Source organism: Streptacidiphilus jeojiensis, from assembly GCF_042510965.1.
In the GTDB taxonomy this organism is placed as follows: domain Bacteria; phylum Actinomycetota; class Actinomycetes; order Streptomycetales; family Streptomycetaceae; genus Streptacidiphilus; species Streptacidiphilus jeojiensis.
Genome location: NZ_JBEUKS010000013.1, coordinates 155,670 through 180,443 on the forward strand (window position 1 = coordinate 155,670; position 24,774 = coordinate 180,443).

General features: G+C 71.6%; 22 protein-coding genes. 15 read left to right on the plus strand and 7 right to left on the minus strand.

The window, feature by feature from the left end; genetic code table 11:
- From ABUW04_RS30945 to ABUW04_RS31005, 13 genes are read left to right on the plus strand one after another with little or no spacing between them, the layout of a single operon-like run.
- Complete coding sequence (locus tag ABUW04_RS30945) at nt 1–1,581, plus strand: right-handed parallel beta-helix repeat-containing protein (protein ID WP_380567813.1); 1,581 nt, start codon at nt 1–3, stop codon at nt 1,579–1,581.
- 1 nt (nt 1,582) lies between these two features.
- Nucleotides 1,583–2,920: an O-antigen ligase domain-containing protein gene (locus tag ABUW04_RS30950; RefSeq protein WP_380523295.1), complete on the plus strand. Its 1,338-nt coding sequence runs from the start codon at nt 1,583–1,585 to the stop codon at nt 2,918–2,920.
- 2 nt (nt 2,921–2,922) lie between these two features.
- Nucleotides 2,923–4,167, plus strand: coding sequence for a glycosyltransferase family 4 protein (locus ABUW04_RS30955; protein ID WP_380567815.1), 1,245 nt, complete (start codon nt 2,923–2,925; stop codon nt 4,165–4,167).
- Nucleotides 4,164–5,432 (plus strand): methyltransferase domain-containing protein, encoded by a 1,269-nt coding sequence (locus tag ABUW04_RS30960; protein WP_380567816.1) that lies wholly within the window; start codon nt 4,164–4,166, stop codon nt 5,430–5,432. The genes ABUW04_RS30955 and ABUW04_RS30960 overlap by 4 nt, the downstream gene beginning before the upstream one ends.
- A complete protein-coding gene (locus tag ABUW04_RS30965) occupies nt 5,429–6,229 on the plus strand; it encodes a glycosyltransferase family protein (RefSeq protein ID WP_030255988.1) in 801 nt (266 codons plus the stop codon). The genes ABUW04_RS30960 and ABUW04_RS30965 overlap by 4 nt, the downstream gene beginning before the upstream one ends.
- A complete protein-coding gene (locus tag ABUW04_RS30970) occupies nt 6,226–6,873 on the plus strand; it encodes a PIG-L deacetylase family protein (RefSeq protein ID WP_030255985.1) in 648 nt (215 codons plus the stop codon). The genes ABUW04_RS30965 and ABUW04_RS30970 overlap by 4 nt, the downstream gene beginning before the upstream one ends.
- 3 nt (nt 6,874–6,876) lie before the next feature.
- Entirely contained in the window at nt 6,877–7,902 is a 1,026-nt protein-coding gene (locus ABUW04_RS30975; protein WP_030255983.1) for an NAD-dependent epimerase/dehydratase family protein, read from the plus strand.
- Nucleotides 7,890–9,182, plus strand: coding sequence for a DUF4910 domain-containing protein (locus ABUW04_RS30980; protein ID WP_380567818.1), 1,293 nt, complete (start codon nt 7,890–7,892; stop codon nt 9,180–9,182). Before ABUW04_RS30975 ends, ABUW04_RS30980 begins: the two co-directional genes overlap by 13 nt.
- Nucleotides 9,179–10,489: an MATE family efflux transporter gene (locus ABUW04_RS30985; protein ID WP_030255980.1), complete on the plus strand. Its 1,311-nt coding sequence runs from the start codon at nt 9,179–9,181 to the stop codon at nt 10,487–10,489. Before ABUW04_RS30980 ends, ABUW04_RS30985 begins: the two co-directional genes overlap by 4 nt.
- Nucleotides 10,486–11,448: a glycosyltransferase family 2 protein gene (locus tag ABUW04_RS30990; RefSeq protein WP_380567820.1), complete on the plus strand. Its 963-nt coding sequence runs from the start codon at nt 10,486–10,488 to the stop codon at nt 11,446–11,448. Before ABUW04_RS30985 ends, ABUW04_RS30990 begins: the two co-directional genes overlap by 4 nt.
- Nucleotides 11,445–12,692 (plus strand): polysaccharide pyruvyl transferase family protein, encoded by a 1,248-nt coding sequence (locus ABUW04_RS30995; protein WP_380567821.1) that lies wholly within the window; start codon nt 11,445–11,447, stop codon nt 12,690–12,692. The genes ABUW04_RS30990 and ABUW04_RS30995 overlap by 4 nt, the downstream gene beginning before the upstream one ends.
- 26 nt (nt 12,693–12,718) lie before the next feature.
- Entirely contained in the window at nt 12,719–13,270 is a 552-nt protein-coding gene (rfbC, locus tag ABUW04_RS31000; protein ID WP_380567823.1) for a dTDP-4-dehydrorhamnose 3,5-epimerase, read from the plus strand.
- Nucleotides 13,271–13,277: 7 nt separating this feature from the next.
- Complete coding sequence (locus tag ABUW04_RS31005; RefSeq protein WP_380567825.1) at nt 13,278–14,603, plus strand: glutamate-1-semialdehyde 2,1-aminomutase; 1,326 nt, start codon at nt 13,278–13,280, stop codon at nt 14,601–14,603.
- Between the two features lie 17 nt (nt 14,604–14,620).
- On the opposite strand, the gene ABUW04_RS31010 is transcribed toward ABUW04_RS31005, so the two are convergent.
- From ABUW04_RS31010 to ABUW04_RS31020, 3 genes are all read right to left on the minus strand, one after another.
- On the minus strand, nt 14,621–15,292 hold the full coding sequence (locus ABUW04_RS31010; RefSeq protein WP_380567894.1) for a phosphatase PAP2 family protein: 672 nt from the start codon (nt 15,290–15,292) through the stop codon (nt 14,621–14,623).
- A 221-nt stretch (nt 15,293–15,513) separates the two neighbouring features.
- A complete protein-coding gene (locus tag ABUW04_RS31015) occupies nt 15,514–16,599 on the minus strand; it encodes an alpha/beta hydrolase (RefSeq protein ID WP_051725484.1) in 1,086 nt (361 codons plus the stop codon).
- Between the two features lie 256 nt (nt 16,600–16,855).
- Nucleotides 16,856–17,401: a TetR/AcrR family transcriptional regulator gene (locus ABUW04_RS31020; protein WP_380567827.1), complete on the minus strand. Its 546-nt coding sequence runs from the start codon at nt 17,399–17,401 to the stop codon at nt 16,856–16,858.
- Between the two features lie 93 nt (nt 17,402–17,494).
- Here ABUW04_RS31020 and ABUW04_RS31025 point away from each other — a divergent pair, with 93 nt between their 5' ends.
- Nucleotides 17,495–18,340, plus strand: a complete 846-nt coding sequence (locus tag ABUW04_RS31025) for an SDR family NAD(P)-dependent oxidoreductase (protein WP_380567829.1) — start codon at nt 17,495–17,497, stop codon at nt 18,338–18,340.
- Nucleotides 18,341–18,368: 28 nt separating this feature from the next.
- Here ABUW04_RS31025 and ABUW04_RS31030 read toward each other — a convergent pair whose 3' ends face one another.
- The 3 genes from ABUW04_RS31030 to ABUW04_RS31040 all read right to left on the minus strand — a co-directional run bounded on the left by ABUW04_RS31030 (nt 18,369) and on the right by ABUW04_RS31040 (nt 20,936).
- On the minus strand, nt 18,369–19,292 hold the full coding sequence (locus ABUW04_RS31030; RefSeq protein WP_380567830.1) for an alpha/beta fold hydrolase: 924 nt from the start codon (nt 19,290–19,292) through the stop codon (nt 18,369–18,371).
- Nucleotides 19,293–19,395: 103 nt separating this feature from the next.
- Complete coding sequence (locus ABUW04_RS31035) at nt 19,396–20,352, minus strand: RNA polymerase sigma factor (protein ID WP_380567831.1); 957 nt, start codon at nt 20,350–20,352, stop codon at nt 19,396–19,398.
- Between the two features lie 5 nt (nt 20,353–20,357).
- A complete protein-coding gene (locus ABUW04_RS31040; protein ID WP_380567832.1) occupies nt 20,358–20,936 on the minus strand; it encodes a hypothetical protein in 579 nt (192 codons plus the stop codon).
- Nucleotides 20,937–21,398: 462 nt separating this feature from the next.
- On the opposite strand from ABUW04_RS31040, the gene ABUW04_RS31045 reads away from it, so the two are divergent.
- Nucleotides 21,399–24,218, plus strand: a complete 2,820-nt coding sequence (locus tag ABUW04_RS31045; protein ID WP_380567833.1) for a beta strand repeat-containing protein — start codon at nt 21,399–21,401, stop codon at nt 24,216–24,218.
- 14 nt (nt 24,219–24,232) lie between these two features.
- Here ABUW04_RS31045 and ABUW04_RS31050 read toward each other — a convergent pair whose 3' ends face one another.
- Nucleotides 24,233–24,769 (minus strand): hypothetical protein, encoded by a 537-nt coding sequence (locus ABUW04_RS31050; RefSeq protein WP_380567834.1) that lies wholly within the window; start codon nt 24,767–24,769, stop codon nt 24,233–24,235.
- Between the last annotated feature and the right edge of the window lie 5 nt (nt 24,770–24,774).

Consider the following 24,774-nt stretch of genomic DNA (forward strand, 5'->3'; position numbering starts at 1 on the left):
GTGGGGGGGAAGTTGCGGCACTGGGCGTGGTCGGCGGCACTGTCGGCGACGGCCCTGCTGACGATCGCCGGCTGCGGGGGAACACCTGACGTCCAGGTGGCGCCGACCGGCGCGCCGTCCGTCGGAACGTCCGCCGCGCCGACCGCCGTGCCCACCTCCGAGCCCGCCGGGGTGGCGCCGGCGTCGGCGACCCCGGTGTGCGACCGGATCCCGGCCGGACCGGCCACGGCTCCGGCGGGGGCGGTGACGGTCGACCCCGCGGTCGTCGGCGACCTGGTCACGAAGACCGTGAACAGCCCCCCGCACACCACCTTCTGGCTCCTACCGGGTACCCACCGGCTCGGGTCGGGCGCCTTCGACCAGGTCGTCCCCAAGGACGGGGACGTCTACGTCGGCGCACCGGGCGCGGTGCTCGACGGCCAGAACGACAACCAGACCGCCTTCGGCGGCAGCGCCGCCGACGTCAGCATCCGCTATCTGACCGTCCAGCACTTCGCCGCGCCGCAGGACGAGGGCGTGGTCAACCACGACTCCGCCGACGGCTGGGTGATCGAGCACACCACCGTCCAGGACAACTCCGGCGCCGGGCTGATGGCCGGCGCCCGCGAGCAGGTCCGCTCCAGCTGCCTGCGCCGCAACGGCCAGTACGGCATGAACGCCTACAAGGGCGACGGCACCATCACCGGTCTGGTGCTCCAGGGCGACGAGATCACCGGCAACAACACCGGCGACTGGGAGCGGCGCCAGCCGGACTGCGGCTGCAGCGGAGGCGTCAAGTTCTGGGCCGTCAACGGCGCCGACATCACCGGCAACTGGGTGCACGACAACCGCGGCACCGGGCTGTGGGCGGACACCAACAACAACGACTTCCTTATCGAGGACAACGTCATCGAGAACAACGACGGTGCCGCGCTGATCTACGAGGCCAGCTACAACGCGGTCATCCGGTACAACACGATCCGGCGGAACGAACTGGTCGAGGGGCGGACGGCCGCCGCCGGCGGCGACGACTTCCCCTACGGGACCGTCTACCTGTCGGAGTCCGGCGGCGAACCCCGGATCAAGGCCCGTACCACCCGGATCGACATCTACGGGAACGTGCTGACGGACAACTGGTCAGGGATCACCCTGTGGGAGAACGCCGACCGGTTCTGCAACAGCCCGGCCAACACCTCGTCGGGTGACTGCACCCTGCTGGTGCCGGACGTCAAGACCTGCGCCCAGCCGGCCATCGCCCACGCACCGCTCTACTCCGACTGCCGCTGGAAGACCCAACGGGTGGACATCCACGACAACCGCTTCGTGCAGAGCGGGTCCACCGCCGGGTGCGCGGGCCTGTGCGGCCGGATGGCGGTGCTGTCCAACTACGGCAGCTATCCGGACTGGTCGCCGTACAAGGGCGACCCGGTGGCGCAGGCGATCACCTTCGACCAGCAGAACCGCTGGTACGACAACACCTACAGCGGACCGTGGAGCTTCGTCGCCCACGACCAGGGCGTGGTGCTGAACACCGGGCAGTGGCAGGCGGCGCCGTACCGGCAGGACACAGGCAGCACCTTCGGCCCCAAGGCCGGTGGTTGAGATGGGCCTGGACCTGATGCGCAGCGGCACGCCGCAGGAGCCGGACGACAACGGCGCGGAGCTGGACACCGGTCGGCGCCCCGCCGAACCGCCGAAGCTGGTCGGGACGGCCTGGGGCCTGCTGATCCTCAACACGCTGGGCTCGGCCGGGGCGAAGACCATCGTCCCGCTGCCCCGCTCGCTCATCCAGGCGGTCACCATGGGCGCGCTGGTCACCGCGTTCGTGCTGGCGCTCACGGTCAACCTGCGGCTGCGGATCCGCCCCAGCGCCTACATGCTGCTGCTCTCCCTGCTGCTGGTGGCGAGCGTGGTCTCCAGCGCGCGGCTGGAGTCCGGGTACGGCTCGCTGTTCCGCTGCTTCCGGCTGCTGCTCTTCGTCGGCGCGCTGTGGCTGCTGAGCCGCTGGTGGGACGGCAGTCTGACCTTCGTGAGACACCACATCCGGATGTACTTCCTGGTGCTCATGCCGGTGGCGGCCGGTCTGGTCATCTCACCGGGGGCGGCGCTGCCCGGCCTCTACGGCGGCCGGCTGGTCGGCGACCTGTGGCCGCTGACGCCACCTCAGATCGGCCAGTACGCCGCAGTGATCATCGGGCTCACCGTGCTGCTCGCGGTGGGACGGCGGACCACCAAGACCGGTGCGGCGGTGATCATCGTGCCGTCGTTCGTGCTGCTGGCGCTGACCCACACCCGGACCGCCACCCTCGGCCTGCTCATCGGGCTGGCGCTGGCGATCAGCTCGCTCATCCTGACCAGCGGGGCCGCCCGCCGGTTCTTCTCCTGGGTGGTGGTGCTCGCGCTGGTGGCCGCGATCGGGTTCAGCTCGGCGCTGCAGACCTGGTTCCTGCGCGGACAGAGCCAGGAGAACTTCGCCAGCCTCACCGGCCGGGCCAAGGTCTGGGACGCCCTGCTGAGCGCCCCCAGGACCGTCTCGCAGGACATCTTCGGCGTGGGCCTGGGCGACAAGTCGTACGGCGGCCTGCCGATCGACGACAGCTGGCTGGCCATCTTCCACGAACAGGGCCTGCTCGGCGTCGCCCTGGTCGCGGCGATCGTCCTGGTGCTGGGCGGCATCGCACTGCTGCGGCCGCCGTCGCTGCCGCGGGCCTGCGCCATCTTCCTGATCAGCTACTGCGTGATCGCCTCGTACACCGAGGTCGGGCTGGGCGACGCCTCCCCGTACCTGCTGCACCTGGCCGTGGCCGCCTCACTGCTGGTGGCGCCCGCCGAAGCCGTACCCATACCAGCGCCCCAGGGCCGCCGACGGCGACTCACGCTGCCCCGCTCCCGGGAGGCGATGCGCACCGCAACCGAGGGACCGGAACTGGAGGTGGCCTGATCATGCATGTCCTAGTCGTGCACAACCGCTACTCCTCGGCGCAGCCGAGCGGGGAGAACAACGTCGTCGACCAGGAGCTGGAGCTGCTGCGCGGGGCCGGCCACCGGGTCGACCTGTTCGAGCGGCGCAGCGACGACATCGCCGCCCGGTCCCTGCCGGGCAAGGCCGCGCTGCCGCTGCTGGTGCCGTGGAACCCGGCGGTCCGCTCCGAGCTCGCCGCCCGGCTCCGCGCCGAGCGGCCGGACGTGGTGCACGTCCACAACGTCTTCCCGCTGCTGTCGCCGGCGGTGCTGGCCGGCTGCGCCGACGCCGGCGTGCCGGTCGTCGCCACGCTGCACAACTACACCCAGGTCTGCGCGCCGGGCACGCTGCAGCGGGACGGCCGGCCCTGCACCGAGTGCGTCGGGCCGAAGCTGCCGCTGCCCGCCGTGCGGCACGGCTGCTACCGCGACTCCCGGCTGGCGACGGTGCCGCTGGCGGTCAGCCTGGCGGTCAACCGGCGGCGCTGGTGGTCCGGCGTGGACCGCTTCTTCTGCATCTCCGCGGCGCAGCGCGACGTCCTGGTGCGCTCCGGCATGCCGCCCGAGCGGCTGACGGTGAAGCACAACTTCGTCCCGGAACCGGGCGCGCTGCGCGAGGGCCCCGGCGAGCACCTGCTCTACCTGGGCCGGCTCGCCGAGGCCAAGGGGGTCCGGCTGCTGATGGCCGCCTGGGACGCAGTCTCCGGGGCGGGCGGTGTCGGTGTGCCGCTGGTGGTCGCCGGTGCCGGGCCGCTGGAGCAGGAGGTGGCCGAGTGGGCCGCGGGCCGGGACGACGTGCGGTTCATCGGCCTGTGCGACCCGGCGGAGAGCCGCAAGGTCGTCGCCCGGTCGGTCGCCGTGGTGGCGCCCTCGACCTGGCTGGAGGCGTTCGGCCTGGTGGTCGTGGAGGCGATGGCGGCCGGGGTGCCGACCGTCGCAGCCGGCCACGGGGCCTTCGTCGAACTGGTCGAGGACGGGGTGACCGGGCTGCTGCACAAGCCCGGTGACGCCGCGTCACTCGCCGAGTGCCTGCGCCGGATCACGGCGGACGGCGGCGCGGAGTCCGGTCCGGCGGCCCGAATGGGTCAGGCGGCCCGGCGCCGATATGAGCAGGGCTTCAGTCCGGCGGTCGGACTGGAGCGTCTGGAGGAGGGATACCGGGCGGCGATCGCGGCCCGGTCCGGCGACGGGGACACCCGCGCGACCACGAATGGGAGCAAGCGATGACACGATGCCGACTCTGCGGCTCGGCGGCGCTGGAGAGCGTCGTCGACCTGGGGGCGACCCCACCGTGCGAGAGCTTTCTCGCCGCGGACCAACTGGACCAGCCGGAGCCGGCCTACCCGCTGCACCTGCGGGTCTGCACCGAGTGCTGGCTGGCGCAGATCCCGCCGCTGATCACGCCGGAGGAGACGTTCACGCAGTACGCGTACTTCTCCTCCTACTCGACCTCCTGGGTGGAGCACGCGCGCAGCTTCGTGGCCGGCGCCGTGGAGCGGCTGGGCCTGGGCCCCGACGCCTTCGCGGTCGAGGTCGCCAGCAACGACGGGTACCTGCTCCGGCACATGGTGGACCGCGGGATCCGCTGCCTGGGCATCGAGCCTTCGGTGAACGTGGGCGCGGCGGCACGGGAGGCGGGGGTGCCCACCCTCACCGAGTTCCTGGGCCCCGAGGTCGCCGCCGCCGTCCGTGCCGAGCACGGCCCGGCGGACCTGGTCGTGGCCAACAACGTGTACGCGCACATCCCCGACGTGGTCGGCTTCACCCAGGGGCTGCGGGCCCTGGTCGCCGACGACGGCTGGGTCTCCATCGAGGTGCAGCACCTGCTCACCCTGATCGAGGAGAACCAGTACGACACCATCTACCACGAGCACTTCCAGTACTACACGGTGGCGTCCGCGATCCGGGCGCTGGCCAGCGGCGGGCTCGCGCTCGTCGACGTCGAACTGCTGCCCACCCACGGCGGCTCGATCCGGCTGTGGGCCCGGCCTGCCGAGGCGGCCGGTGAGCCGAGTCAGCGCGTGTCCGACGTGCTGGCCCGGGAGAAGGCCGCCGGGTTGCAGGAGCTGTCCGGCTACACCGAGTTCTCGGCCCGGGTGGCGAAGGTGCGCCGGGACCTGCTGCGGTTCCTGATCGAGGCAGCCGACCAGGGCAGGACGGTGGTCGGCTACGGCGCCCCCGGCAAGGGCAACACCCTGCTCAACCACTGCGGCATCCGGCCCGACCTGCTGCCGTACACGGTCGACCGCAACCCCTACAAGCACGGCAGGTTCACCCCGGGCACCCGCATCCCGATCCTGTCGCCCGAGCAGATCGGCATCGACAAGCCCGACTACGTGCTCGTCCTCCCGTGGAACCTGCGGGCCGAGCTGGTCGAGCAGTTGTCCTTCGTGCACTCCTGGGGCGGCCGGCTGGTCTTCCCCATCCCGGAACTGAGCATTGTCGAACCCCCCGCCGTCGAACCGCCAGTCATGAAAGAGGTCACAGCATGAAGGTCGTACTCTTCTGCGGCGGATACGGGCTGCGCATGCGCAACGGAACCTCCGACGACACCCCCAAGCCGATGGCGATGGTCGGCCCGCGGCCGCTGATCTGGCACGTCATGCGCTACTACGCGCACTACGGGCACAAGGAGTTCATCCTCTGCCTGGGCTACGGGGCCCACCACATCAAGGACTTCTTCCTCAACTACGAGGAGACCACCTCCAACGACTTCGTGCTGCGCAACGGCCGGGCCGAGCTGCTGTCCACCGACATCGCCGACTGGACCATCACCTTCGCGCAGACCGGCACCGAGTCGCCGATCGGGGAGCGGCTGCGCCGGGTGCGGCACCACCTGGACGGCGACGAGATGTTCCTCGCCAACTACGCCGACGTGCTCACCGACGCCCCGCTGCCGGAGATGATCGACCGGTTCACCCGGACCGACGCCGGCGCGTCGATGATGGTGGTGCCACCGCAGTCCTCGTTCCACTGCGTGGACCTGGGCGAGAACGGCATGGTCGGGGGCATCACCGCGGTCAGCGAGATGCCGCTGTGGGAGAACGGCGGCTACTTCGTGCTCCGCCAGGAGGTCTTCGACCACATACCGGAGGACGGCGACCTGGTCGCCGACGGATGCGCCGGACTGGCCAAGGGCGGCCGGCTGCTGGCGTACCAGCACCGCGGCTTCTGGAAGCCGACCGACACCGTGAAGGAGCGGGCCGCGCTGGACGCCGCCTACGCCCACGGCAACCGTCCGTGGGCCGTGTGGGAGCAGGACGGCCGGACCGCGGTGGGGGCGTCATGATACGGCTCGGAACCGGGCGGCCGGACCGGATCGCCGCGCTGGCCGCGCACTGCGACGACCTCGCCATCGGGGCCGGCGGAACGCTGCTGACACTGTGTCAGGCCCGGCCCGGCATCCGGGTCGACGCGCTGGTGCTCTCCGGCGGCGGCAGCGAGCGGGAGCAGGAGGAGCAGGCCGCGCTGGCCGCCTTCTGCCCCGGCGCCGACCTGCGGCTGACCGTCCTCAAGCTGCCGGACGGCAGGCTGCCGGCCTACTGGCAGGAGGCCAAGGAGGCGGTCGAGGAACTGCGCGCGGGTATCGATCCGGACCTGGTCGTCGCCCCGCGCACCGAGGACGCGCACCAGGACCACCGCGGCCTGGCCCAGTTGGTGACCACCGCGTTCCGGGACCATCTGGTGCTCGGCTACGAGATCGTCAAATGGGACGGCGACCTCGGCCGTCCGACGGCGTACCAGCCGCTGTCGCCGGCGACCGCGGAACGGAAGGTGCAGCTCCTGCAGGAGCACTACCCTTCGCAGCAGCATCGGCCCTGGTACGACCGGGAGGCCTTCCTCGGGCTGGCCCGGATCCGCGGCATCGAATGCAACGAGCGGTACGCCGAGGCGTTCGCCGTCAGCAAGCTCACTCTCGACCTGGGGGCATGACCCATGCGCGTACTACTGACCGGACACCAGGGCTACTTGGGCACCGTGATGGCCCCGGTGCTCGCCGCCGCCGGCCACGAGGTCGTCGGTCTCGACGCCGGCCTGTTCGCCGACTGCGTGCTGGGCCCGCAGCCGGCCGACCCGCCGGGACAGCGGGTGGACCTGCGCGACATCACCGCCGAGCACGTGGCCGGGGTGGACGCCGTGATCCACCTGGCCGCGCTCTCCAACGACCCGCTGGGGTCGCTGGCGCCGCAGCTCACCTACGACATCAACCACCACGCGTCGGTACGGCTGGCCGAACTGGCCCGCGACGCCGGCGTGAAGCGCTTCCTGTACGCGTCGACCTGCTCGGTGTACGGCGCCTCCGGCGGCGACGCCCTGGTGACCGAGGACGCCCCGCTGCGCCCGGTGACGCCGTACGCGGAGTCCAAGGTGCGGGTCGAGGACGACCTGCACAAGCTGGCCGACGACGACTTCAGCCCGGTGTACATGCGCAACGCCACCGCCTTCGGCTACTCGCCCCGGCTGCGCGCCGACATCGTGCTGAACAACCTGGTGGGCCACGCCTACCTGTCCGGTGAGGTGCTGGTGCTCTCCGACGGCACGCCGTGGCGCCCGCTGGTGCACGCGGCCGACATCGCCCGGGCCTTCACCGCCGCCCTGACGGCACCTCAGCAGGCGGTGCACGACCAGGCGTTCAACATCGGCACGGAGGCCAACAACGTCACCGTCGCCGAGATCGCCGGGAAGGTCGCCGAGGCGGTGCCGGGCTCGAAGGTGGTCATCACCGGGGAGAACGGCGCCGACCCGCGGTCCTACCGGGTGGACTTCTCCCGCTTCCGCGCCGCGATACCCGGCTTCGACTGCGAGTGGTCGGTCGAGCGGGGCGCGCTGGAGCTCGCCGAGGCGTACCGCGAGCACGGGCTGACCGCCGAGGCGTTCCAGTCCCGCTTCACCCGGCTCGCCGTGCTGCGCGCGGCCTCCGAGGCCGGCGCCGTCGACGACACCCTGCGGTGGCGTCGGTGACCGGGTCCGGCGACCGGATGCACGCCCTGGTGGAGCGGCTGTACCCGCTCTGCCGGAGCATCACCGGCGACGGTGTGCGGGCCACCCTGGACATCGTCGGCGAGCACATCCCGCTGCAGGTGCACGAGGTGCCGACGGGGACCCAGGTGCTCGACTGGACGGTGCCGCAGGAGTGGAACATCCGGGACGCCTACATCGCCGACCCCGCCGGACGGCGGGTCGTCGACTTCGCCGCCTCCAACCTGCACGTGCTCGGCTACAGCGTCCCGGTGGCGGCCACCATGCCGCTGGCCGAGCTGCGCGGACACCTGCACACCCTGCCCGACCAGCCCGACCTGGTGCCCTACCGGACCAGCTACTACACGCCCACCTGGGGGTTCTGCCTGTCCCAGGACACCCTGGACGCGCTGCCGGAGGCCGACTACGAGGTGCGGATCGACTCCACCCTCGCCGACGGCCACCTCACCTACGCCGAGCACGTGGTCCCGGGGCAGGTCGCCGACGAGGTGATCGTCTCCTGCCACACCTGTCACCCCTCTTTGGCCAACGACAACCTGGCCGGCATCGCGGTGGCGGTCTCGCTGGCCCAGGAGCTGGCCCGGCAGACGCCCTGGTACACCTACCGGTTCATCTTCGCGCCCGGCACCATCGGGGCGATCACCTGGCTGGCCCGCAACGCCGAGCGGGTCGACCGGGTGAAGCACGGGCTGGTGCTGGCCTGTGCCGGGGACCGGGGCCAACTGACGTACAAGCAGAGCCGGCGCGGCGACGCGGAGATCGACCGGGTGCTGCGGCACGTCCTGGCCGCCTCCGAACGGCCGCACCGGATCAACGGGTTCACCCCGTACGGCTACGACGAGCGGCAGTACTGCTCGCCCGGGTTCGACCTCGGCGTGGGCTCGCTCTGCCGGACCCCGTACGCCGGGTACCCGGAGTACCACACCTCGGCGGACAACCCGGACTTCGTCAGTCCGGAGGCGATGGAGGACACCCTCGCCGTCTGCCGCGAGGCGTTCGCCGTGCTGGACCGCAACCGCCGGTACACCAACCTCAGTCCTTACGGCGAACCGCAGTTGGGCAAGCGCGGGCTGTACGACTCGCTCGGCGGCCGCAGCGACGCCAAGGAGGCCCAGCTGGCCATGCTCTGGGTGCTCAGCCTCTCCGACGGCGAGCAGAGCCTGCTGGACGTCGCCGAGCGGTCCGGCCTGCCGTTCGACACCGTCGCCGTGGCGGCCGACGCCCTCCGGGACGCCGGACTCATCAAGGCGGGGGGCGGATGACCACCGAGAGCGAGACGGTGACGGCGCCGGTGGCCCGGGGCAGGCACGCGCGGCAGAGCGCCAGGCGGGCCGTGGCCGGCCGGCTGTCCTGGGGCCTGGCCGACCAGGCGGCCTGCAGCCTGAGCAACTTCGCCGTGGGCATCTACGTGGCCCGCGAGCTGGGACTGACCGCGTTCGGCGTGTTCAGCCTGGCCTGGGCGACCTACGGCGTGGTCCTCAACGTCTCCCGCGGGCTGGCCACCGACCCGCTGGTGGTGCGCTTCAGCGGCGTGTCGGTGGAGTCCTGGCGCGGCGCGGTGGCCCGGGCGACGGGTACCGCGCTCGGCGTAGGTCTCGCCATCGGCGCGCTGAGCCTGGCGGCCGGGCTGGTCGTCGGCGGCCGGGTGGGGTCCGCCTACGCCGGGCTGGGCATCATCCTGCCCGCGCTGCTGCTGCAGGACGCCTGGCGGTTCTCCTTCTTCGCCGCCGGCACCGGGAAGAAGGCCTTCTTCAACGACCTGGTCTGGGACATCGCGCTGATCCCGGCCATGGTGGTGGCGGCCCGCGTCGGCAGCGTGCCCGCCTTCCTGCTCGCCTGGGGCGCCTCCGCCGGGGTCGCCGCGGGGTTCGGCTGCCTCCAGTCCGGCATCCGGCCCCGGCTGACCGGAGCCCGCGAGTGGCTCCGCGAGCAGCGCGACCTCGGCTACCGCTACCTGGTCGAGAACGTCAGCCTCAGCGGCGCGTACCAGCTGCGGGCCTGGGGGCTGGGCGCGATCGTCGGGGTCAGCTCGGTCGGCGTGGTCCGCGGCGCCGAGCTGCTGCTCGGCCCGTTCTACGCGGTGCTCACCGGGCTGGCCCTGGTCACCGTCGCGGAGGCGGGACGGGTGCTGCGGCGGGCCCCGCACCGGCTGGCCAGCTTCTGCTTCCTGCTCAGCATCGGGCAGGCGGTCGCCGCACTGCTCTGGGGCGGGGCGCTGCTGCTGCTGCCGGACCGGGTCGGGGTGCTGGTGCTCGGCACCGTCTGGCACTCCGCCTCGGCGCTGATCGTGCCGGCCACGCTCAGCGTCGCCGGTGCCAGCCTGGGCATCGGCGCCACCGCCGGACTGCGCGCGCTGGGCGCGGCCCGGCTCAGCCTGCGCTGCCAGCTGTTCGCCTCCGCCTGCTACGCCGTCGGCGGGATCGGCGGGGCGGTCGTGGGCGGCACCGTCGGCTCGGCCTGGGGCGTGGCCGCCGCGACCATCAGCAGCTCGGCCGTGTGGTGGCTGCAGCTGCGGTCGGCCCTGCGCGGGCGCGACCTCCAACCCATCCCCGAAGTGAGGACGCCATGACAGCGCCCAGGACCGCCCGGCCCAGGCTGAGCATCGGTCTGCCCGTGTACAACGGCGAGGAGTACCTGGCCGAGTCGTTCGACGCCCTGCTCGGCCAGACCTACGAGGACTTCGAGCTGGTCGTCTCCGACAACGCCTCGACCGACGGCACCGAGGACATCTGCCGCCGCTACGCCGAGAAGGACTCCCGGATCCGCTACCTCCGGCTGCCCCGGAACATAGGCGCCACGCCCAACCACAACCATGTGTTCGACGAGGCCCGCGGCGAGCTGTTCAAGTGGGCCTCGCACGACGACCTGTACGCCCGGGACCTGCTGCGGCTCTGCGTGGAGGCGCTGGACGAGCGGCCCGACGTGTTCCTGGCGCACACCGGCCAGGCGGTCATCGACGGCGACGGAAAGGTGAAGGTCCCCTACGAGTACACGCTCGACACCGACTCGCCGCACGCGCCGGTGCGCTTCCGCAGCCTGCTGTTCCAGCCCGGCGGCGACGACTTCTACGGGGTGATGCGCACCGACGTGCTGCGCCGGGTGAAGCCACTGGACAGCTACCACCACGCGGACCGCACCTTCGTCGCCGAGCTCACCCTGTACGGGCGCTTCCACCAGGTGCCGGAGGTGCTGTACTTCCGCCGGGACCACCCCAACCGGGCCGAGCGGGCCAACCCGAGCAAGCGCTCCCGCTGCGTCAACCTGGACCCGCGCCGGGCCGGGCCGCTGCACCCGACGCCCCGTCTGCTCACCGAGTACGTCTGGGGCTTCGTCTCGGCGATCCGGCGGGCACCGATCTCCCCGGCCGACCGGCGCGAGTGCTACCGCCACCTGGCCGCCTGGATGACCAGCCGGGCCAGGCCCGGCGCCGCCGGCGAACGGGTCGAGGACCGCGCCCCGGTCGACCCGGCCGGGCCCACCGTCTCCATCGACGCCCTGGTCGCCGGCCGTGAGGGGAGGCAGGCATGACACCGACTCAGGAAAAGGGTGCGCGGCGGACCCCGGTGCGGGTCGGGGTGTTCGGCCTGCTCGGATCCGGCAACCTCGGCAACGACGGGTCCCTGGAGGCCGTGCTCGGCTACCTCCGCGCCCAGCACCCGGAAGCGCGGGTCGACGCGCTGTGCGGCGGCCCCGAGGCGGTCACCACCCGGTTCGGGATCCCCGCGGTGCGGATGCACTGGTACACCGGGGAGTACCGGACCGCGTCCCGTGCCGGTGCGATCGCGGGCAAGGGCCTGGGCAAGTTCGTCGACATCGTCCGCACCGCCGCCTGGGTACGCCGCCACGACGTGGTGATCGTGCCCGGCATGGGCGTCCTGGAGGCCACGCTGCCGCTGCGGCCCTGGGGCTTCCCCTACTCGCTGTTCCTGCTCTGCGCCTCCGGGCGGCTGTTCGGCACCCGGGTCGCACTGGTCAGCGTCGGCGCCGCCACCATCGGCCGGCGCTCGGTCCGCACCCTGGTCAGCTGGTCCGGACGGCTGGCCGCGTACCGGTCCTACCGGGACGCCCAGTCCCGCGACGCGATGCGGGCGATGGGCGTGGACACCTCGCACGACGAGGTCTACCCGGACCTCGCCTTCTCGCTGCCGGCGCCGCAGTCGAGCGAGCCTCTGGGCCCCGGGGGCCCGGTCGGCGTCGGCGTGATGGCCTTCCACGGCGGCAACGACGACCGCGCCCGGGCCGAGCAGATCCACCGCCGCTACCTGGACGGGATGACCCGCTTCATCCGCACGCTGGTCGAGGAGGGCCGGACGGTCCGGCTGATCACCGGCGACGACGTGGACATCCCGGCGGTCGCCGAGGTCCTGGACGCGGTGGACTCGCCGCTGGTCACCCTGGCCGAGATGGCCTCGCTGGCCGACCTGATGAAGGAGGTGGCCGCCGTCGACACCGTGGTGGCGACCCGCTACCACAACCTGATCTGCGCGCTGAAGGTCGGCACGCCGACCCTCGCGCTCTGCTACGCGGCCAAGAGCGAGGCGCTGCTGCAGGGCATGGGACTGGGCGAGTTCTGCCACCCGGCCCGCGAGGTCGATGCCGACCGGCTGCTGGAGCAGTTCCGGGAGCTGGAGCGGCGCTCGGCGGAGCTGCGCCGGGAGCTCCCGGAACGGACCCGGGCCGCCGCCGAGCAGCTCCAGGACCAGTTCGCCGCCCTGAGCGCGGTCCTGTACCCGGGGACCGGCAACGTCCACGCCTCGCCCGAGGCGCCATGAGAGTGGAAGGAACACAGGCAACTGCCATGAAAGCCACCGAAGTCCCGGCGATAGCCGGCGCATACCTCTTCGAGCCGACGTCGTACGCCGACGAGCGCGGCTTCTTCTGCCGCACCTTCGACGCCGACTTGGTCCGCTCGGTGGGCCTGGACCCGGACGCCTTCGTCCAGGACAGCGTGTCCCGCTCGGTCCTGGGCGTGCTGCGCGGCCTGCACCTGCGCTCCGGCGCCGGCGAGGCCAAGCTGGTCCGGTGCTCCTACGGGAGGGTCTTCGACGTCTTCGTGGACCTGCGGACGGACTCGCCGACCTACCGGAACTGGGCTTCCTTCGAACTGTCCGGGGAGACCCAGGCGTCCGTCTACATACCGGCAGGATGCGCCCACGGCTTCCAGGCTCTGACGGAGACCGCCGACGTCTCCTACCGGATCGACCGTCCTCATGATCCGACCGAGGACGTGACGATAGCGTTCGACGACCCCGACCTCGCCATTCCCTGGCCACTGCCGATCACGTCGATGTCACAGCGGGACCGGGAGGCACCGAGCCTCGCCGAGGTCCTGGAGCCCAAACAGATTTGAGGTCCGCATGGACACCAGAGAACTCCTTCTGACCCGCTCGAGTCAGGCGAACGAGCGCCTGCACGCCATGATCCCCGGCGGCGCGCACACCTACGCCAAGGGCGACGACCAGTACCCCGAAGGCCTGGCCCCGGTCATCAGCCACGGCCACGGCGCCCACGTCTGGGACGTGGACGGCAACCGCTACCTCGAGTACGGCTCCGGCCTGCGGTCGGTCAGCCTCGGCCACGCCCACCCGCGCGTGATCGAGGCGGTGCGGCGGGAACTCGACCGCGGCAGCAACTTCGTCCGGCCCTCCATCATGGAGGTCGAGGCCGCGGAACGCTTCCTGGCCACGGTGCCGACCGCGGAGATGGTGAAGTTCGCCAAGAACGGCTCGGACGCCACCACCGCCGCGGTGCGCCTGGCCCGCGCGGTCACCGGTCGCCCCCGGGTGGCCGTCTGCGGCGACCACCCGTTCTTCTCGGTCGACGACTGGTTCATCGGCACCACGCCGATGTCCGCCGGCATCCCCGCGGCGATCACGGATCTCACCGTGGCGTTCCCCTACGGTGACCTGGCCGCCACGGAGGCGCTGCTGACCCGGTTCCGGGGCGAGATCGCCTGCCTGATCCTGGAACCCGCCACCTACGCGGAACCGCCTGTCGGGTACCTGGCAGGCCTCCGCGAACTGGCCCACCGCCACGGCTGCCTGCTGGTCTTCGACGAGATGATCACCGGCCTGCGCTGGTCCGAGGCCGGCGCCCAGGGCCTGTACGGCGTCGTCCCCGACCTCTCCACCTTCGGCAAGGCGCTGGGCAACGGCTTCGCCGTCTCCGCGCTGGCCGGGCGTCGCGAGGTGATGGAGCGGGGCGGGCTGCGCCACCCCGGCGACCGGGTGTTCCTGCTCTCCACCACGCACGGTGCGGAGACGCACTCGCTGGCCGCCGCGATGGCCGTGCTCGACACCTATGTCGAGGAGGGCATCACCGCGCAACTGCACGCCCTCGGCGAGCGCTTGGCCGCCGGCGTCCGGGACGCCGCGGCCGTCCACGGGGTCGCCGACCACCTCGTCGTCCGGGGCCGGGCCAGCAACCTGGTCTTCGCCACCCTCGACGAGAAGGGGGAGCCGTCGCAGGAGTACCGCACGCTGTTCCTGCGGGAACTCCTCGCGGGCGGGGTGCTGGCCCCGTCGTTCGTGGTGAGCAGCGCCCTCAGCGAGGACGACATCGACCGTACCGTCGACGTGGTGGCCCGGGCCTGTGCGGTGTACCGGAGGGCACTGGACGCCGCCGACCCGACCCCCTGGGTGCTCGGACGGCCGGTGAAGCCGGTGTTCCGCCGACTGGCCTGAACCGGTGTGACACCCCGTCAGCGCCGCTCCCGGCGACCGAAGTCGATGGTCCTGTCCACCAGCCACGCGGTCGCCGGCACCACCGCCAGCGCGGCGCACCAGCCGCCGAGGACGTCGGTCGGGTAGTGCGCGTCCAGGGCGACCTGTGCCCAGCCCATGGCGGCGCCCGCCACCAGCGCCGCCGTGAGCACCAGCAGGCTGCCGGCCAGCGCGCCCAACCACTCGGCCGCCAGCAGCGCCACCGCGAGGGCCAGGGCGGTGGCGAAGGCGGTGTGTCCGCTGGGGTAGGACAGGTTCGCACCGTTGATGGTGCGTCCCACCACGTGCTTGAGCAGGCTCGTCGACACCACGGCCAGGCCGGTCCCGGCCGCGGCGAGCACCGCCGCGCGCGGACGGCGCAGCAGCAGGCACACCAGCACCACCGCCACGACCAGCGTCACCGCCCCGGTGGGCTCCCCCATCGCGTCCAGGTCCAGGGCGACGGACAGCCCCCGGGGTTGCGGACCGACCACCGCCGACCGGATCCAGGCGTCCGCCGCCCCGGGCCGGTGGTGGTCGGCGTAGCAGACCCCGAGCACCGCGACCACCAGCGCGGCGAGGCCGGCGACCAGCCCCAGCCAGGTGCGCAGCGCCGGGGGGAGCGCCGGGTGCACCTGGCGCGCCGGTCGACCGGCCCCCCGCCCACGCACGTCGTCGCCCTCCGCCTGCCGGATGTCCGCCTGCCGGATACGAATCAACTCCCGCTCCCGTCCGGCCGTCGACGTCATCCCGTGCGCCGCGGCCGTGGCACCACCCCCTGCGCAAAGGTACGTCAGAACCGCAGCCGTCGGACGGGTTGCGGCCGGAGAGGGAATCGCATAGCCGAACTCTTACCGGTGGGCTCCCCTCGCGCCGGGCGCGGGCGGTCGGCTCAGCGCAGGTGCCGGGAGATCCACTGGAAGGCGGTCGGCAGCATCTCCTGCCAGACGTCCATGTTGTGGCCGCCGCGGGCCACCGTGGCCACGTCCCCGCTGGCCGGCGCCCGCAGCGCGCCGACCAGGGCGCGGGCGTCCGACACGGTGTCACCGTCCTGCAGGCTGCCGGTGAGCAGCAGCGCGATGTCCGGCTGGCGGGCGGTCCGGCGCAGCACCAGCAGCGGGTTGTTGGCCCTGGTCAGCGCGGGGTGGTCGGTCACCGCCGGGGCCTCGGGGGCGTTGTAGCCGGAGATGCTGACCGCGGAGTGGTAGACGCCGGGGTGGTGCACCGCCAGGTCCGTGGCGCAGTACCCGCCGGCCGAGTAGCCCATCACCGACCAGTCGTAGGGGTCGTTGGACACCCGGAACCGGCTCTTGACGATCGCCGGGACGTCCTTGGCGAGCCAGGTGTCGGTCTTGGGTCCGCCGGGGAGGTCGGCACAGCCCGCGTCGTCGGTGCCGAGGGTGTTCGACTTGGCCGCGACCAGGATCATCGGCCGGGCCTGGTGCGCCTCGACCAGCCGGGCCAGCTCGTCCTGCCCGTTCATGGCGTCGAACCAGGACATCGGGGTGCCCGGCTGCCCCGGCAGCAGCACCACCACCGGGAAGCGCTCGCCGGCATGGGCCGGGTCGTCGTACTCCGGCGGCAGCCAGACCAGCAGCTGGCCGTGGATGTGCGACCGCGGCCCGATCGGGTCGGCCACCTGCAGCCCCTGGGACCCGGTGTGGAAGCTGGCCAGCACCGGCATCGCGGCGCTCAGCGAGCTCTGCCGGACGCCCGCGGTCCCGTCCTCGAACGACGCCGCCCCGGTCTGCGTCCCCATCAGGTCCGACCAGGAGTCGTAGAAGGCGTAGCTGTTGTTCACGCACACCAGCACCACCAGCACCGCCGCACCCTGGGTCACCGCCAGCATCAGCAGCCGGACGCCGACCCTGACCGCCTTCGGGCCGGGGAGCCTGTTCCAGACCACCAGCGTGAGCAGGGTCAGTACCAGTGCGAACACGATGGTCGCGACGAGGAACGGAGAACCGTTCAGGGCCATGCGTCACCCTCCGGGTGCGTTCAACCGCTGTGGCAGTCGGATGCTGTCCGTCGTGGCGAAAACCCAACCTCAAGATCGGCTGCGCGGGTGGACGCCGTCAGCCAAACCTCTCCCGGCGGCCTTTCGGACGCATGGTCAGATTGTTCCTGACGGTCCGCCACGTGACGACAAAACAGCAGGTCAGAGCGGTTTCACTGGCCCCCGCGAGACCCTCCCCCGCGCTGCTCCAAGCAGGTGGCCGACAGCCGACACCCCGTCAGGGCGCGGTCAGCCGGCGCACCGCCTCCACCACGGCGGCCCGCTGCGCCGCGGCGTCCGCGAAGGTGGGCCGGGCCAGCGCGCCGTAGGTGCTGGGCCAGGCCCGCACCAGCGCCATGATGAACACCAGCAGCGACGTCGGATCGAGACCGGTGTCGTGCTCCCGGGCCGTCGAGAGCACCGCCAGCTTCTCGGCGGTGGAGCGCTCCTCCGCCTCGGTGGACGGCGAGCCCTCCAGGGTCCGCCACAGGGCGATCCGGTGCCGTTCCGGATGGTCGATCAGGAAGTCGAAGAGCCGCCCCGCGTAGCCGGGCAGGTCGTCGGCGGTGAGCGGGACCGCCTCCAGCAGCTCGCCGAGGGAGTGCTCCTGGACCGCGGCCAGCAGCCCCTCCTTGTTGCCGAAGTACGCGTAGATCATCCGCTTGTTGACGCCGGCCTGTGCGGCGACGCGGTCGATCCGCGCGCCGGCCTCGCCATGGGCCGAGAACTCGGCGGTCGCAGCGAGGAGGAGCTTCTCCCGGGTCAGGTCAGGATCACGTGCCATGCCTTCGATCATAGGTAACCAATTAGTTCTTGACAACCATTGGGCCCCAGAGTAGACAAGTAACCACAAGGTTACTTCAAGGAGGTTGTCGTCATGACATCCAAGACCGCTACATCCAAGACCGCCACATCAAAGACCTGGTTCGTCACCGGGGCCTCGCGCGGCTTCGGCCGGGTGTGGACCGAGGCGGCGCTGGAGCGCGGCGACTCGGTCGCCGCGACCGCCCGCGACATCAGCACCCTCGCCCCGCTGGTCGAGGCCTGGGGCGACGCGGTCCTGCCGATCGAGCTCGACGTCACCGACCGGGAGGCCGCCTTCGCCGCCGTCGAGAGCGCCCGGGCCCGGTTCGGCACGCTCGACGTGGTCGTCAACAACGCCGGCTACGGACTGTTCGGCATGGTCGAGGAGGTGACCGAGGAGCAGGCGCGGCGGCAACTCGACACCAACCTGCTCGGCCCGCTCTGGGTGACCCAGGCGGTGCTGCCGGTGCTGCGCAGCCAGGGCCACGGGCACATCGTCCAGGTGTCCTCGGTCGGCGGCGTGTTCTCCCTGCCCGGGCTGGGGATCTACCACGCCTCGAAGTGGGGCCTGGAGGGCATGACCAGCAGCCTGGCGATGGAGGTCCGGTCCTTCGGGATCAAGGTGACCCTGGTCGAGCCGGCCGGATTCGCCACCGACTGGCAGGGCCCCTCGGCCGTGCGGGCCCCGGAGTCGCCGGCCTACGCGGACTTCCGGGCCGACCTGCCGGTCAGCGCCTCGCCCCGGCGCGGCGACCCCAGGGCCACCGCCCAGGCGATCCTGGCGATCGTCGACGCCGAGGAGCCGCCGCTGCGCCTCTTCTTCGGCGACCAGCCGCTACCGCTGATGCGCGCCGAGTACGCCAGGCGGATCGAGGAGTGGGAGGCCTGGGACGAGCTGGCCCGGAAGGCCTTCGGCTGAGACCGCCACGGCCCGGTGTCCGGAGGTCTCAGCCCTCGACCGGAGCCGGACCGGCGTCAGCTGTCCGGGCGGCCACGAAGCCCGCGACGACCTCGGCGAACCGCTCCGGCTCCTCGATGTGCGCGAAGTGCCCGCTGTCCTCAAAGACCACCAGCTCCGACCCGGGGATCAGGGCGTGCAGTTCCTCGGCCCAGCGCACCCCGCAGATGAAGTCCTGACGTCCGACCAGGACCAGCGCGGGCGCCCCCAACCCGCCCAGCGCGCCCCGGTCGTCCACGGTGTCCGGCACGCGGTGATCGTCCTCGGCACGGATGAACGCCGCCGCAGCGGCGGACCGGAAGGCCGAGAACTCCTGCTCCCGACCCCAGAAGTCCGCGAAGTACGCGGGAATCACCCCGCGCACCACCCGGGTGATCTCGTCATCGCCCGTCGCCGCCGGCAGGGACTGCAGGGCGGCGACCACCTCCGGCAGCTCCGGCCGGTCGGCGTTGCGGGCAGCGAACTCCTGGAACCGCGCCATCGCCTCGGCGACGTGCTCGTCGCCGGTGACCGGGGCGCTCTCGTAGAGGATCACGCTCGCCACCTGCTCCGGGTGGCGCAGCGCGAGGTACTGCGCCACGAAGCCGCCGTGCGAGTGGCCCAGCAGATGAACGCGGCCGACCCCGAGGTGCTCGATGACGGCATCGAGGCAGCGGCTGTAACGGGCCCGGGTGTATCCGGCGGGATGTGCGGCCAGCCTGCCGGACGCACCGGTCCCGATCGGCTCCAGGTACACCACCGTCAGCCGCCGCTCCAGCTCCGGCATCCGCAGGTACTCCCAGGCGATACCGGGCCCGCCGGAGTGGGCCACGCACACGGGGCCCTGACCGTGGACGTGGTAGCGCTGGACGATGCCGTCCACCTCGATGCTGTGCGTGCCCGTGGTCAGCGGGGCGATGTCCTGCGTGGTCATGCTGGAACTCCTGAGGTCGGGTCCGAAGGGGGACACCGACAAGATGCGGGCCGACCGCAGAAGTTCGATCCACGGAGTGTGACCTGCCTCACCACGCACCAGCTCAGCCGACGGCCTGAAGCCGCTCCGCAGGCAGCGGCTGCGCATGGTGCAACCGCACCCTCTGCACCCGACCCGCGCCGTCGAGCGCCAACACCCAGGCCACCGCGGTCGGGCAGTGCTGCGGATCGTCCGCCGGACTGATCAGGTCCATCTCCCAGACGGCCAACGAACGACTCGCGACGATGTTGACCGGACGCTGGCGGACCCCGTCGGCGAGATCCCCCTCCATCCCGCGGACCAGCAGCTCACGCCCGCCCAGCCGCTGGGCACCGACATACAGGTCCACGTCAACGGTCCAGCGCTCCGCGACAAACGCCTCGAACCGACCCTGCTCCGCCGCCGCCAGGGTCTCCCCCGCCTGCCGCCGGCTGGCGTCGGCAAGACCCGAGGCATCACCGTGCGCAGCGCTCGCAATACCGGCCAACTCCTCGCAGAGCCTGGCCCGCGCCTGACTGAGCCTGCTCCGCACCGTCCCCACCGGAACACCGCAGGCCCGGGCGATGTCGTCGTACGAGGTCACCCCTTCGCTGAAGTGCCGCAGCACCAGCGGCAACCGCAGGGTCGGCGAGAGCCGCTCCACGGCCTCCCACACCCAGTCCCGCATCGCGTTCCGCTCCAGCCACCGCTCCGGATCCGCAGCGTCGTCCGGGACCGGAACCCACTCCCCCACGGACCCCAGCGCCCGCCTCTGCCGCAGCAAGGCCCGGCAGCAGTTCCGCACGACCATCCGCAGCCACGCCCCGACCGCCTCGGGATCACGCACCTCCGCGACCCGCCGCAACGCGATCAGCGCCGCATCCTGCAACACGTCCTCAACATCCGCCCCCGGCCCGAGCAGACTCACCGCCACCGCCCGCATCCCCGCACCATGCCGCTCAAGCAGCAGCCCCACGGCCGCCACCTCACCACCCCGAGCGGCCTGCACGAGATCCACATCCACCTGCGCGTCGACATCCACAACCCTCAGCCGTCCCGATCCCGCCGGCCGGTCTTCCTGGGTTCGCCGGTCCGAAAGGCGATCATGCAGGCCAAGGTGAAGAGCAGACTCGCCAGTCCGACTGCATTGTCCGCGCCGGGCGCCACACCAGTGAGGTGCCAGACCCCGGCTCCGACGAGGACGAGAGCACCGCCGAAGAAGCCGAATGCGGCCCCCAGCCGAAACCGGGCCGCCCAACTCAGCGGGGCACTGACCACGGCGGGCACGTCCTTCGCCTGCCGCAAGGTGATGTAGGCGTCCATGCCCGCGGTCACGGCGCCGACCGCCTCGGCCGCCCCACCTCCCGGTGCACAGACGAAGCAGACGTCCTCGCCGGCCTCGACGACAGCGGTCAGCGGCACGCTCGAACACCAGTCGATCTTGAGCTGAAGCCGATGCTCGCCGGCAGCTACAGCGAGACGCAGCGTCTGCCCCCGTCCGATCAGCCCGACCTGAACGCCGTCGACGAGCACCGCATAACGCCGGAGCACATCCCGGTAACCGCCCCTGTCCCTCGACAACACGATGCTCCCGCGCGCACCCGGCGAGGCTTCCCCGTCATCCATCGTCACACCATGCCCCCACTCTCAACTGCACCACCCGCGCGCCGGAGCATACTCACGCGGCAACCGGTCAGCCCGCCAAGGGCGTGACCCAGGGGGTGCACATGCATTTCACAGGAATATCGAATCCATTCCCATGTGCCCACGCGAGGCAGAAAGAGTAAGAGCACGGAAAGAAAGCAAGGTTGAAGAATCGTCAAATAGCTGGAGAGGCGGACACATGGGACACCCTCGCACACGCGAGCCGCGCAATACTGTGATCCTTTGCATCTCCGCTGGCCACCGGCATGCTCGACAGTGCCGTGACTAGCAGGATGCTGTGTCAATCCTGTCTCCGGGGGGCTGTCGACCGGCAACCAGTCAGCCAGTCTCTCGCAAATGAAAGTACGCATACCCCGCACATGGCATGCCGACTTTCTCTCAGCTACCCACCGGTGCACCAGTGCCTTCCTCCCGGAGTCCTCGATGCGTTTTCGTCCCCTGGCCGTCTCCACCGTCCTGGCCCTGACCGGCGCCGGCCTCACCCTGGCCAGCCCGGCGGCCAACGCCGACAGCACCACCCTGTACGTCAGCACCGCCACCGGCTGCTCCGACACCGGTCCGGCTACCGCGGCCGAGCCGCTGTGCACCATCCAGGCCGCCGCCGACCAGGCCGGGCCCGGGACCACCGTGCAGATCACCCCGGGCATCTACCGTGGCTTCACGGTGACTCGCTCGGGTACACCGGACGCGCCCATCACCTTCACCTCGACCAACTCAGTGACGCTGATCCCAGTCAGCGGGCCCTCGTTGAGCATCACCGGCGCGCATGACATCGACGTCAACGGCATCTTCCGCATCGACAACCCGGGCACCGCCCTGTCCATCACGGACTCCAGTCGAATCACCGTCCAAGGCGGATACATCGGCGTGGCCAGCAACGTGGAAGAAGCCGTCGTGCCGACCGTTATCCTGTCCGGCAGCACCACTCAGGTCACCCTCGCCCATGAGTTGATCGCCCAAGCCACCCTGGACCAGGTCAGCATCGGCGCAGGGGTCAGCGGCACTGTGCTGGCCGATGACTTCATCAGGAGCCCCTTTGGCGGCTCCGCCGTCACCGCGACCGATGCGCCAGGCACCGTCCTGGTCAACGACACCGTGCTGGACCCCTGCGCGGACGCGGTCCACCTGGCCGGAGCCTCCACCGGCTCCACGCTGACGAACAACATCGTCAGCACCATGGCGACAAGCATCTCCTGCCCGGCCGACACCGATACGTCCCAGATCACCGTAGACACCGCCGCCGCTGCTGGAACCACCTCGGATTACAACCTGGTCCACCCTGCCGCCGGAATCTCCCCGTACCAGTGGGCCGGTACCGACTACTCCGACGCCACCGTCCTGAACAGCGCCACGGGACAGGGCGCCCACGACCTGGTGGCCGACCCCCTGCTCAACAGCGCCGGCTCACCCACCGAGGGCTCACCCGCCATCGACTCGGCAGACGCCACCGCCATCGACGCCCCCAGCACCGACTTGCGCGGCAATGCCCGGCGCGACGACCCGCTGGTGACCAACACCGGGACTGGCCTCGGCTATACGGACCGCGGTGCAGTCGAGTTCCAGGACCCCTTGGCCATCTCCGGTATTGCACTGACCCCCGCCGCGACCAAGGGCCCCTATCCGCTGGATGTCACCGCCACCGCCTCGGTGAACAATCCCTGGGGCGCCGCAGTCTCCTACACCTTCGACTTCGGCGACGGCTCCACCCCGGTCAGCAGCGACAGTCCCACCGCCACCCACACCTACACCACCGCAACCCCCAAGAGCGGCGATCAGATCACTGCAACCGCCACCACCGCGGACGGCAGAACCAGCACGTACTACGTCGCCGCCCCCACTGTCGTCGCACCGGCCCCGCTCACCCCGAACCTGGTCATAACGCACTCCCCCGCCACGCCCTATATCTACACCGCGGACACCACCGGCTCCGCCGACGCCTGGCAGATCACCGACACCCGAATCGACTTCGGCGACGGCACCCCCGTCACCGACTCCACGACCCTCGGCCAGACCAGCCACACCTACACGGCCCCGGGCCACTACACCGTCACCGCCACCGCCACCGACTACACCGGCGCCACGCTCACCACCACCCAACCGGTGACCGTCGGCAGCTCCTACGTCCCCGCCGGACCGGTGCGCATCCTGGACACCCGCAACGGCACCGGCGCCACCAAGGCCATCGTCCCGGCCGGCGGCACCCTGAACCTCAAGGTCACCGGCGCCCACGGCGTCCCCGCCACCGGTGTCACCGCCGTGGTGCTCAACCTGACCGCCACCGCCCCCACCGCCGCGGGCTACACCACCGCCCATCCCGGCGGGACCGCCACCCCCACCGCCTCCGACCTCAACTACACCCGCGGCCAGACCGTCGCCAACCAGGTCACCGTCCCCGTCGCCGCCGACGGCACCATCGCCCTCACCGCCAGCCCCGGCGCAGCCGTCCACCTCATCGCCGACCTCCAGGGCTACTACACCACCAACACCAACTCGGCCGGCGCCAGCTATGCCAGCATGATCCAGGATCGACTGCTGGACACCCGGCAGAGCAACACCGTCCACACCGGCCCGCTCAGCGCCGGACAGACCATCACCCTTCCGGTCGACGGCGACCAGCCCACCACCTACGCGGCGCTGCGCGTCACCGCCACCGCACCCACCACCGGCGGCTACCTGACCGTCTACTCGGGCGACGCCGCCCGACCGACCATCTCCACCGTCAACTTCGCCGCCGGGCAGACCGTCTCCAACCTCGTCATCGTCCCGGTCGCCTCCGACGGCAGCATCAAGGTCTACAACAGCACCGGCAAGACCCAGGTCCTGGTCGACCTCGTCGGATCCTTCACCGATGCCACCATCCCCAGCTACGCGATGGGCAATCCCTTCACCCCCACCACCCCCACCCGCATCCTCGACACCCGCAACGGCACCGGTGTCGCGGCCGGCGTCCTGGGTACCAACAAGCGGCTCGACCTCAAGGTCTCCGGCACCGGCACCGTCCCCGCAGGGGCCACCGCCGTCCTGGTCAACCTCACCGCCACCGGGGCCAGCGCCGGGGGCTACCTCACCACCTACGCCCTGGGCACCCCCCTGCACACCAACTCGACCCTCAACTTCACCGCCGGCGAGACCGTCCCCACCCTCGCCCTGATCCCCGTCAGCGCCAGCGGGTACATCAGCATCTACAACCACACCGGCACCACCAACGTGGTCGCCGACCTGGAGGGCTACTACGCCCCCTGACCGACCGTCACCCGCTAGCCCTCCTTCCAGCAGATCAGCACCGTGGTGGCGACGGTCCTGGCCGCCGACGCGCGCGGCCGGACCGGCTTACCGAAGGTGGTCGGGAGCGCGCTGACGTCCACGGTGAGCACGGTGGCGTCCTTGCGGAGCACCACCGTGCCGTCCGGCTCGGCGAAGGCCGCGTCGCCCAGGCCGGTGAGCGGGGTGGCGCCGGGGGCCGCCTGCCTCAGGCCGTCGAACCAGGCCCGGGTGGCGGCGCCGTCCGGCAGGTCCTTGACCGAGAGCAGCATGGAGCCGTCGCGGTAGACGTAGCGGCAGGAGTAGAGCCGGTCCTTCCAGTTGGGGCTGACCGGTTCGGTGGTGTCGATGCCGAGGGCGCCGGAGATGTCCTCCTGGGCCTCGGCCGCGCAGACGATCCTGGCCGCGGAGGAGGGGCCCGCCGTACCCACGGCCGTAGGCGTCGCGGATGCGGCGGGGCGCGCCGAGGCGCACCCCGCCACGGTGAGCAACAGCAGGGCGGCCCCCACCAGGTGGCCCGTTCGTCGGTTCATGCCGG

Excerpts from the sequence above, each read along its gene's own strand:
- ABUW04_RS30995 (WP_380567821.1), top strand. The coding sequence starts at position 11,445 with ATGACACCGACTCAGGAAAAGGGTGCGCGGCGGACCCCGGTGCGGGTC.
- ABUW04_RS31015 (WP_051725484.1), bottom strand. The coding sequence starts at position 16,599 with ATGGCCCTGAACGGTTCTCCGTTCCTCGTCGCGACCATCGTGTTCGCA.
- ABUW04_RS30955 (WP_380567815.1), top strand. The coding sequence starts at position 2,923 with ATGCATGTCCTAGTCGTGCACAACCGCTACTCCTCGGCGCAGCCGAGC.
- ABUW04_RS31025 (WP_380567829.1), top strand. The coding sequence starts at position 17,495 with ATGACATCCAAGACCGCTACATCCAAGACCGCCACATCAAAGACCTGG.
- ABUW04_RS30975 (WP_030255983.1), top strand. The coding sequence starts at position 6,877 with ATGCGCGTACTACTGACCGGACACCAGGGCTACTTGGGCACCGTGATG.
- ABUW04_RS30960 (WP_380567816.1), top strand. The coding sequence starts at position 4,164 with ATGACACGATGCCGACTCTGCGGCTCGGCGGCGCTGGAGAGCGTCGTC.
- ABUW04_RS30990 (WP_380567820.1), top strand. The coding sequence starts at position 10,486 with ATGACAGCGCCCAGGACCGCCCGGCCCAGGCTGAGCATCGGTCTGCCC.
- ABUW04_RS31040 (WP_380567832.1), bottom strand. The coding sequence starts at position 20,936 with ATGGATGACGGGGAAGCCTCGCCGGGTGCGCGCGGGAGCATCGTGTTG.
- ABUW04_RS30985 (WP_030255980.1), top strand. The coding sequence starts at position 9,179 with ATGACCACCGAGAGCGAGACGGTGACGGCGCCGGTGGCCCGGGGCAGG.
- ABUW04_RS31020 (WP_380567827.1), bottom strand. The coding sequence starts at position 17,401 with ATGGCACGTGATCCTGACCTGACCCGGGAGAAGCTCCTCCTCGCTGCG.
- ABUW04_RS30950 (WP_380523295.1), top strand. The coding sequence starts at position 1,583 with ATGGGCCTGGACCTGATGCGCAGCGGCACGCCGCAGGAGCCGGACGAC.
- ABUW04_RS31045 (WP_380567833.1), top strand. The coding sequence starts at position 21,399 with ATGCGTTTTCGTCCCCTGGCCGTCTCCACCGTCCTGGCCCTGACCGGC.
- ABUW04_RS31005 (WP_380567825.1), top strand. The coding sequence starts at position 13,278 with ATGGACACCAGAGAACTCCTTCTGACCCGCTCGAGTCAGGCGAACGAG.
- ABUW04_RS31050 (WP_380567834.1), bottom strand. The coding sequence starts at position 24,769 with ATGAACCGACGAACGGGCCACCTGGTGGGGGCCGCCCTGCTGTTGCTC.
- ABUW04_RS30970 (WP_030255985.1), top strand. The coding sequence starts at position 6,226 with ATGATACGGCTCGGAACCGGGCGGCCGGACCGGATCGCCGCGCTGGCC.
- ABUW04_RS30965 (WP_030255988.1), top strand. The coding sequence starts at position 5,429 with ATGAAGGTCGTACTCTTCTGCGGCGGATACGGGCTGCGCATGCGCAAC.
- rfbC (WP_380567823.1), top strand. The coding sequence starts at position 12,719 with ATGAAAGCCACCGAAGTCCCGGCGATAGCCGGCGCATACCTCTTCGAG.
- ABUW04_RS31030 (WP_380567830.1), bottom strand. The coding sequence starts at position 19,292 with ATGACCACGCAGGACATCGCCCCGCTGACCACGGGCACGCACAGCATC.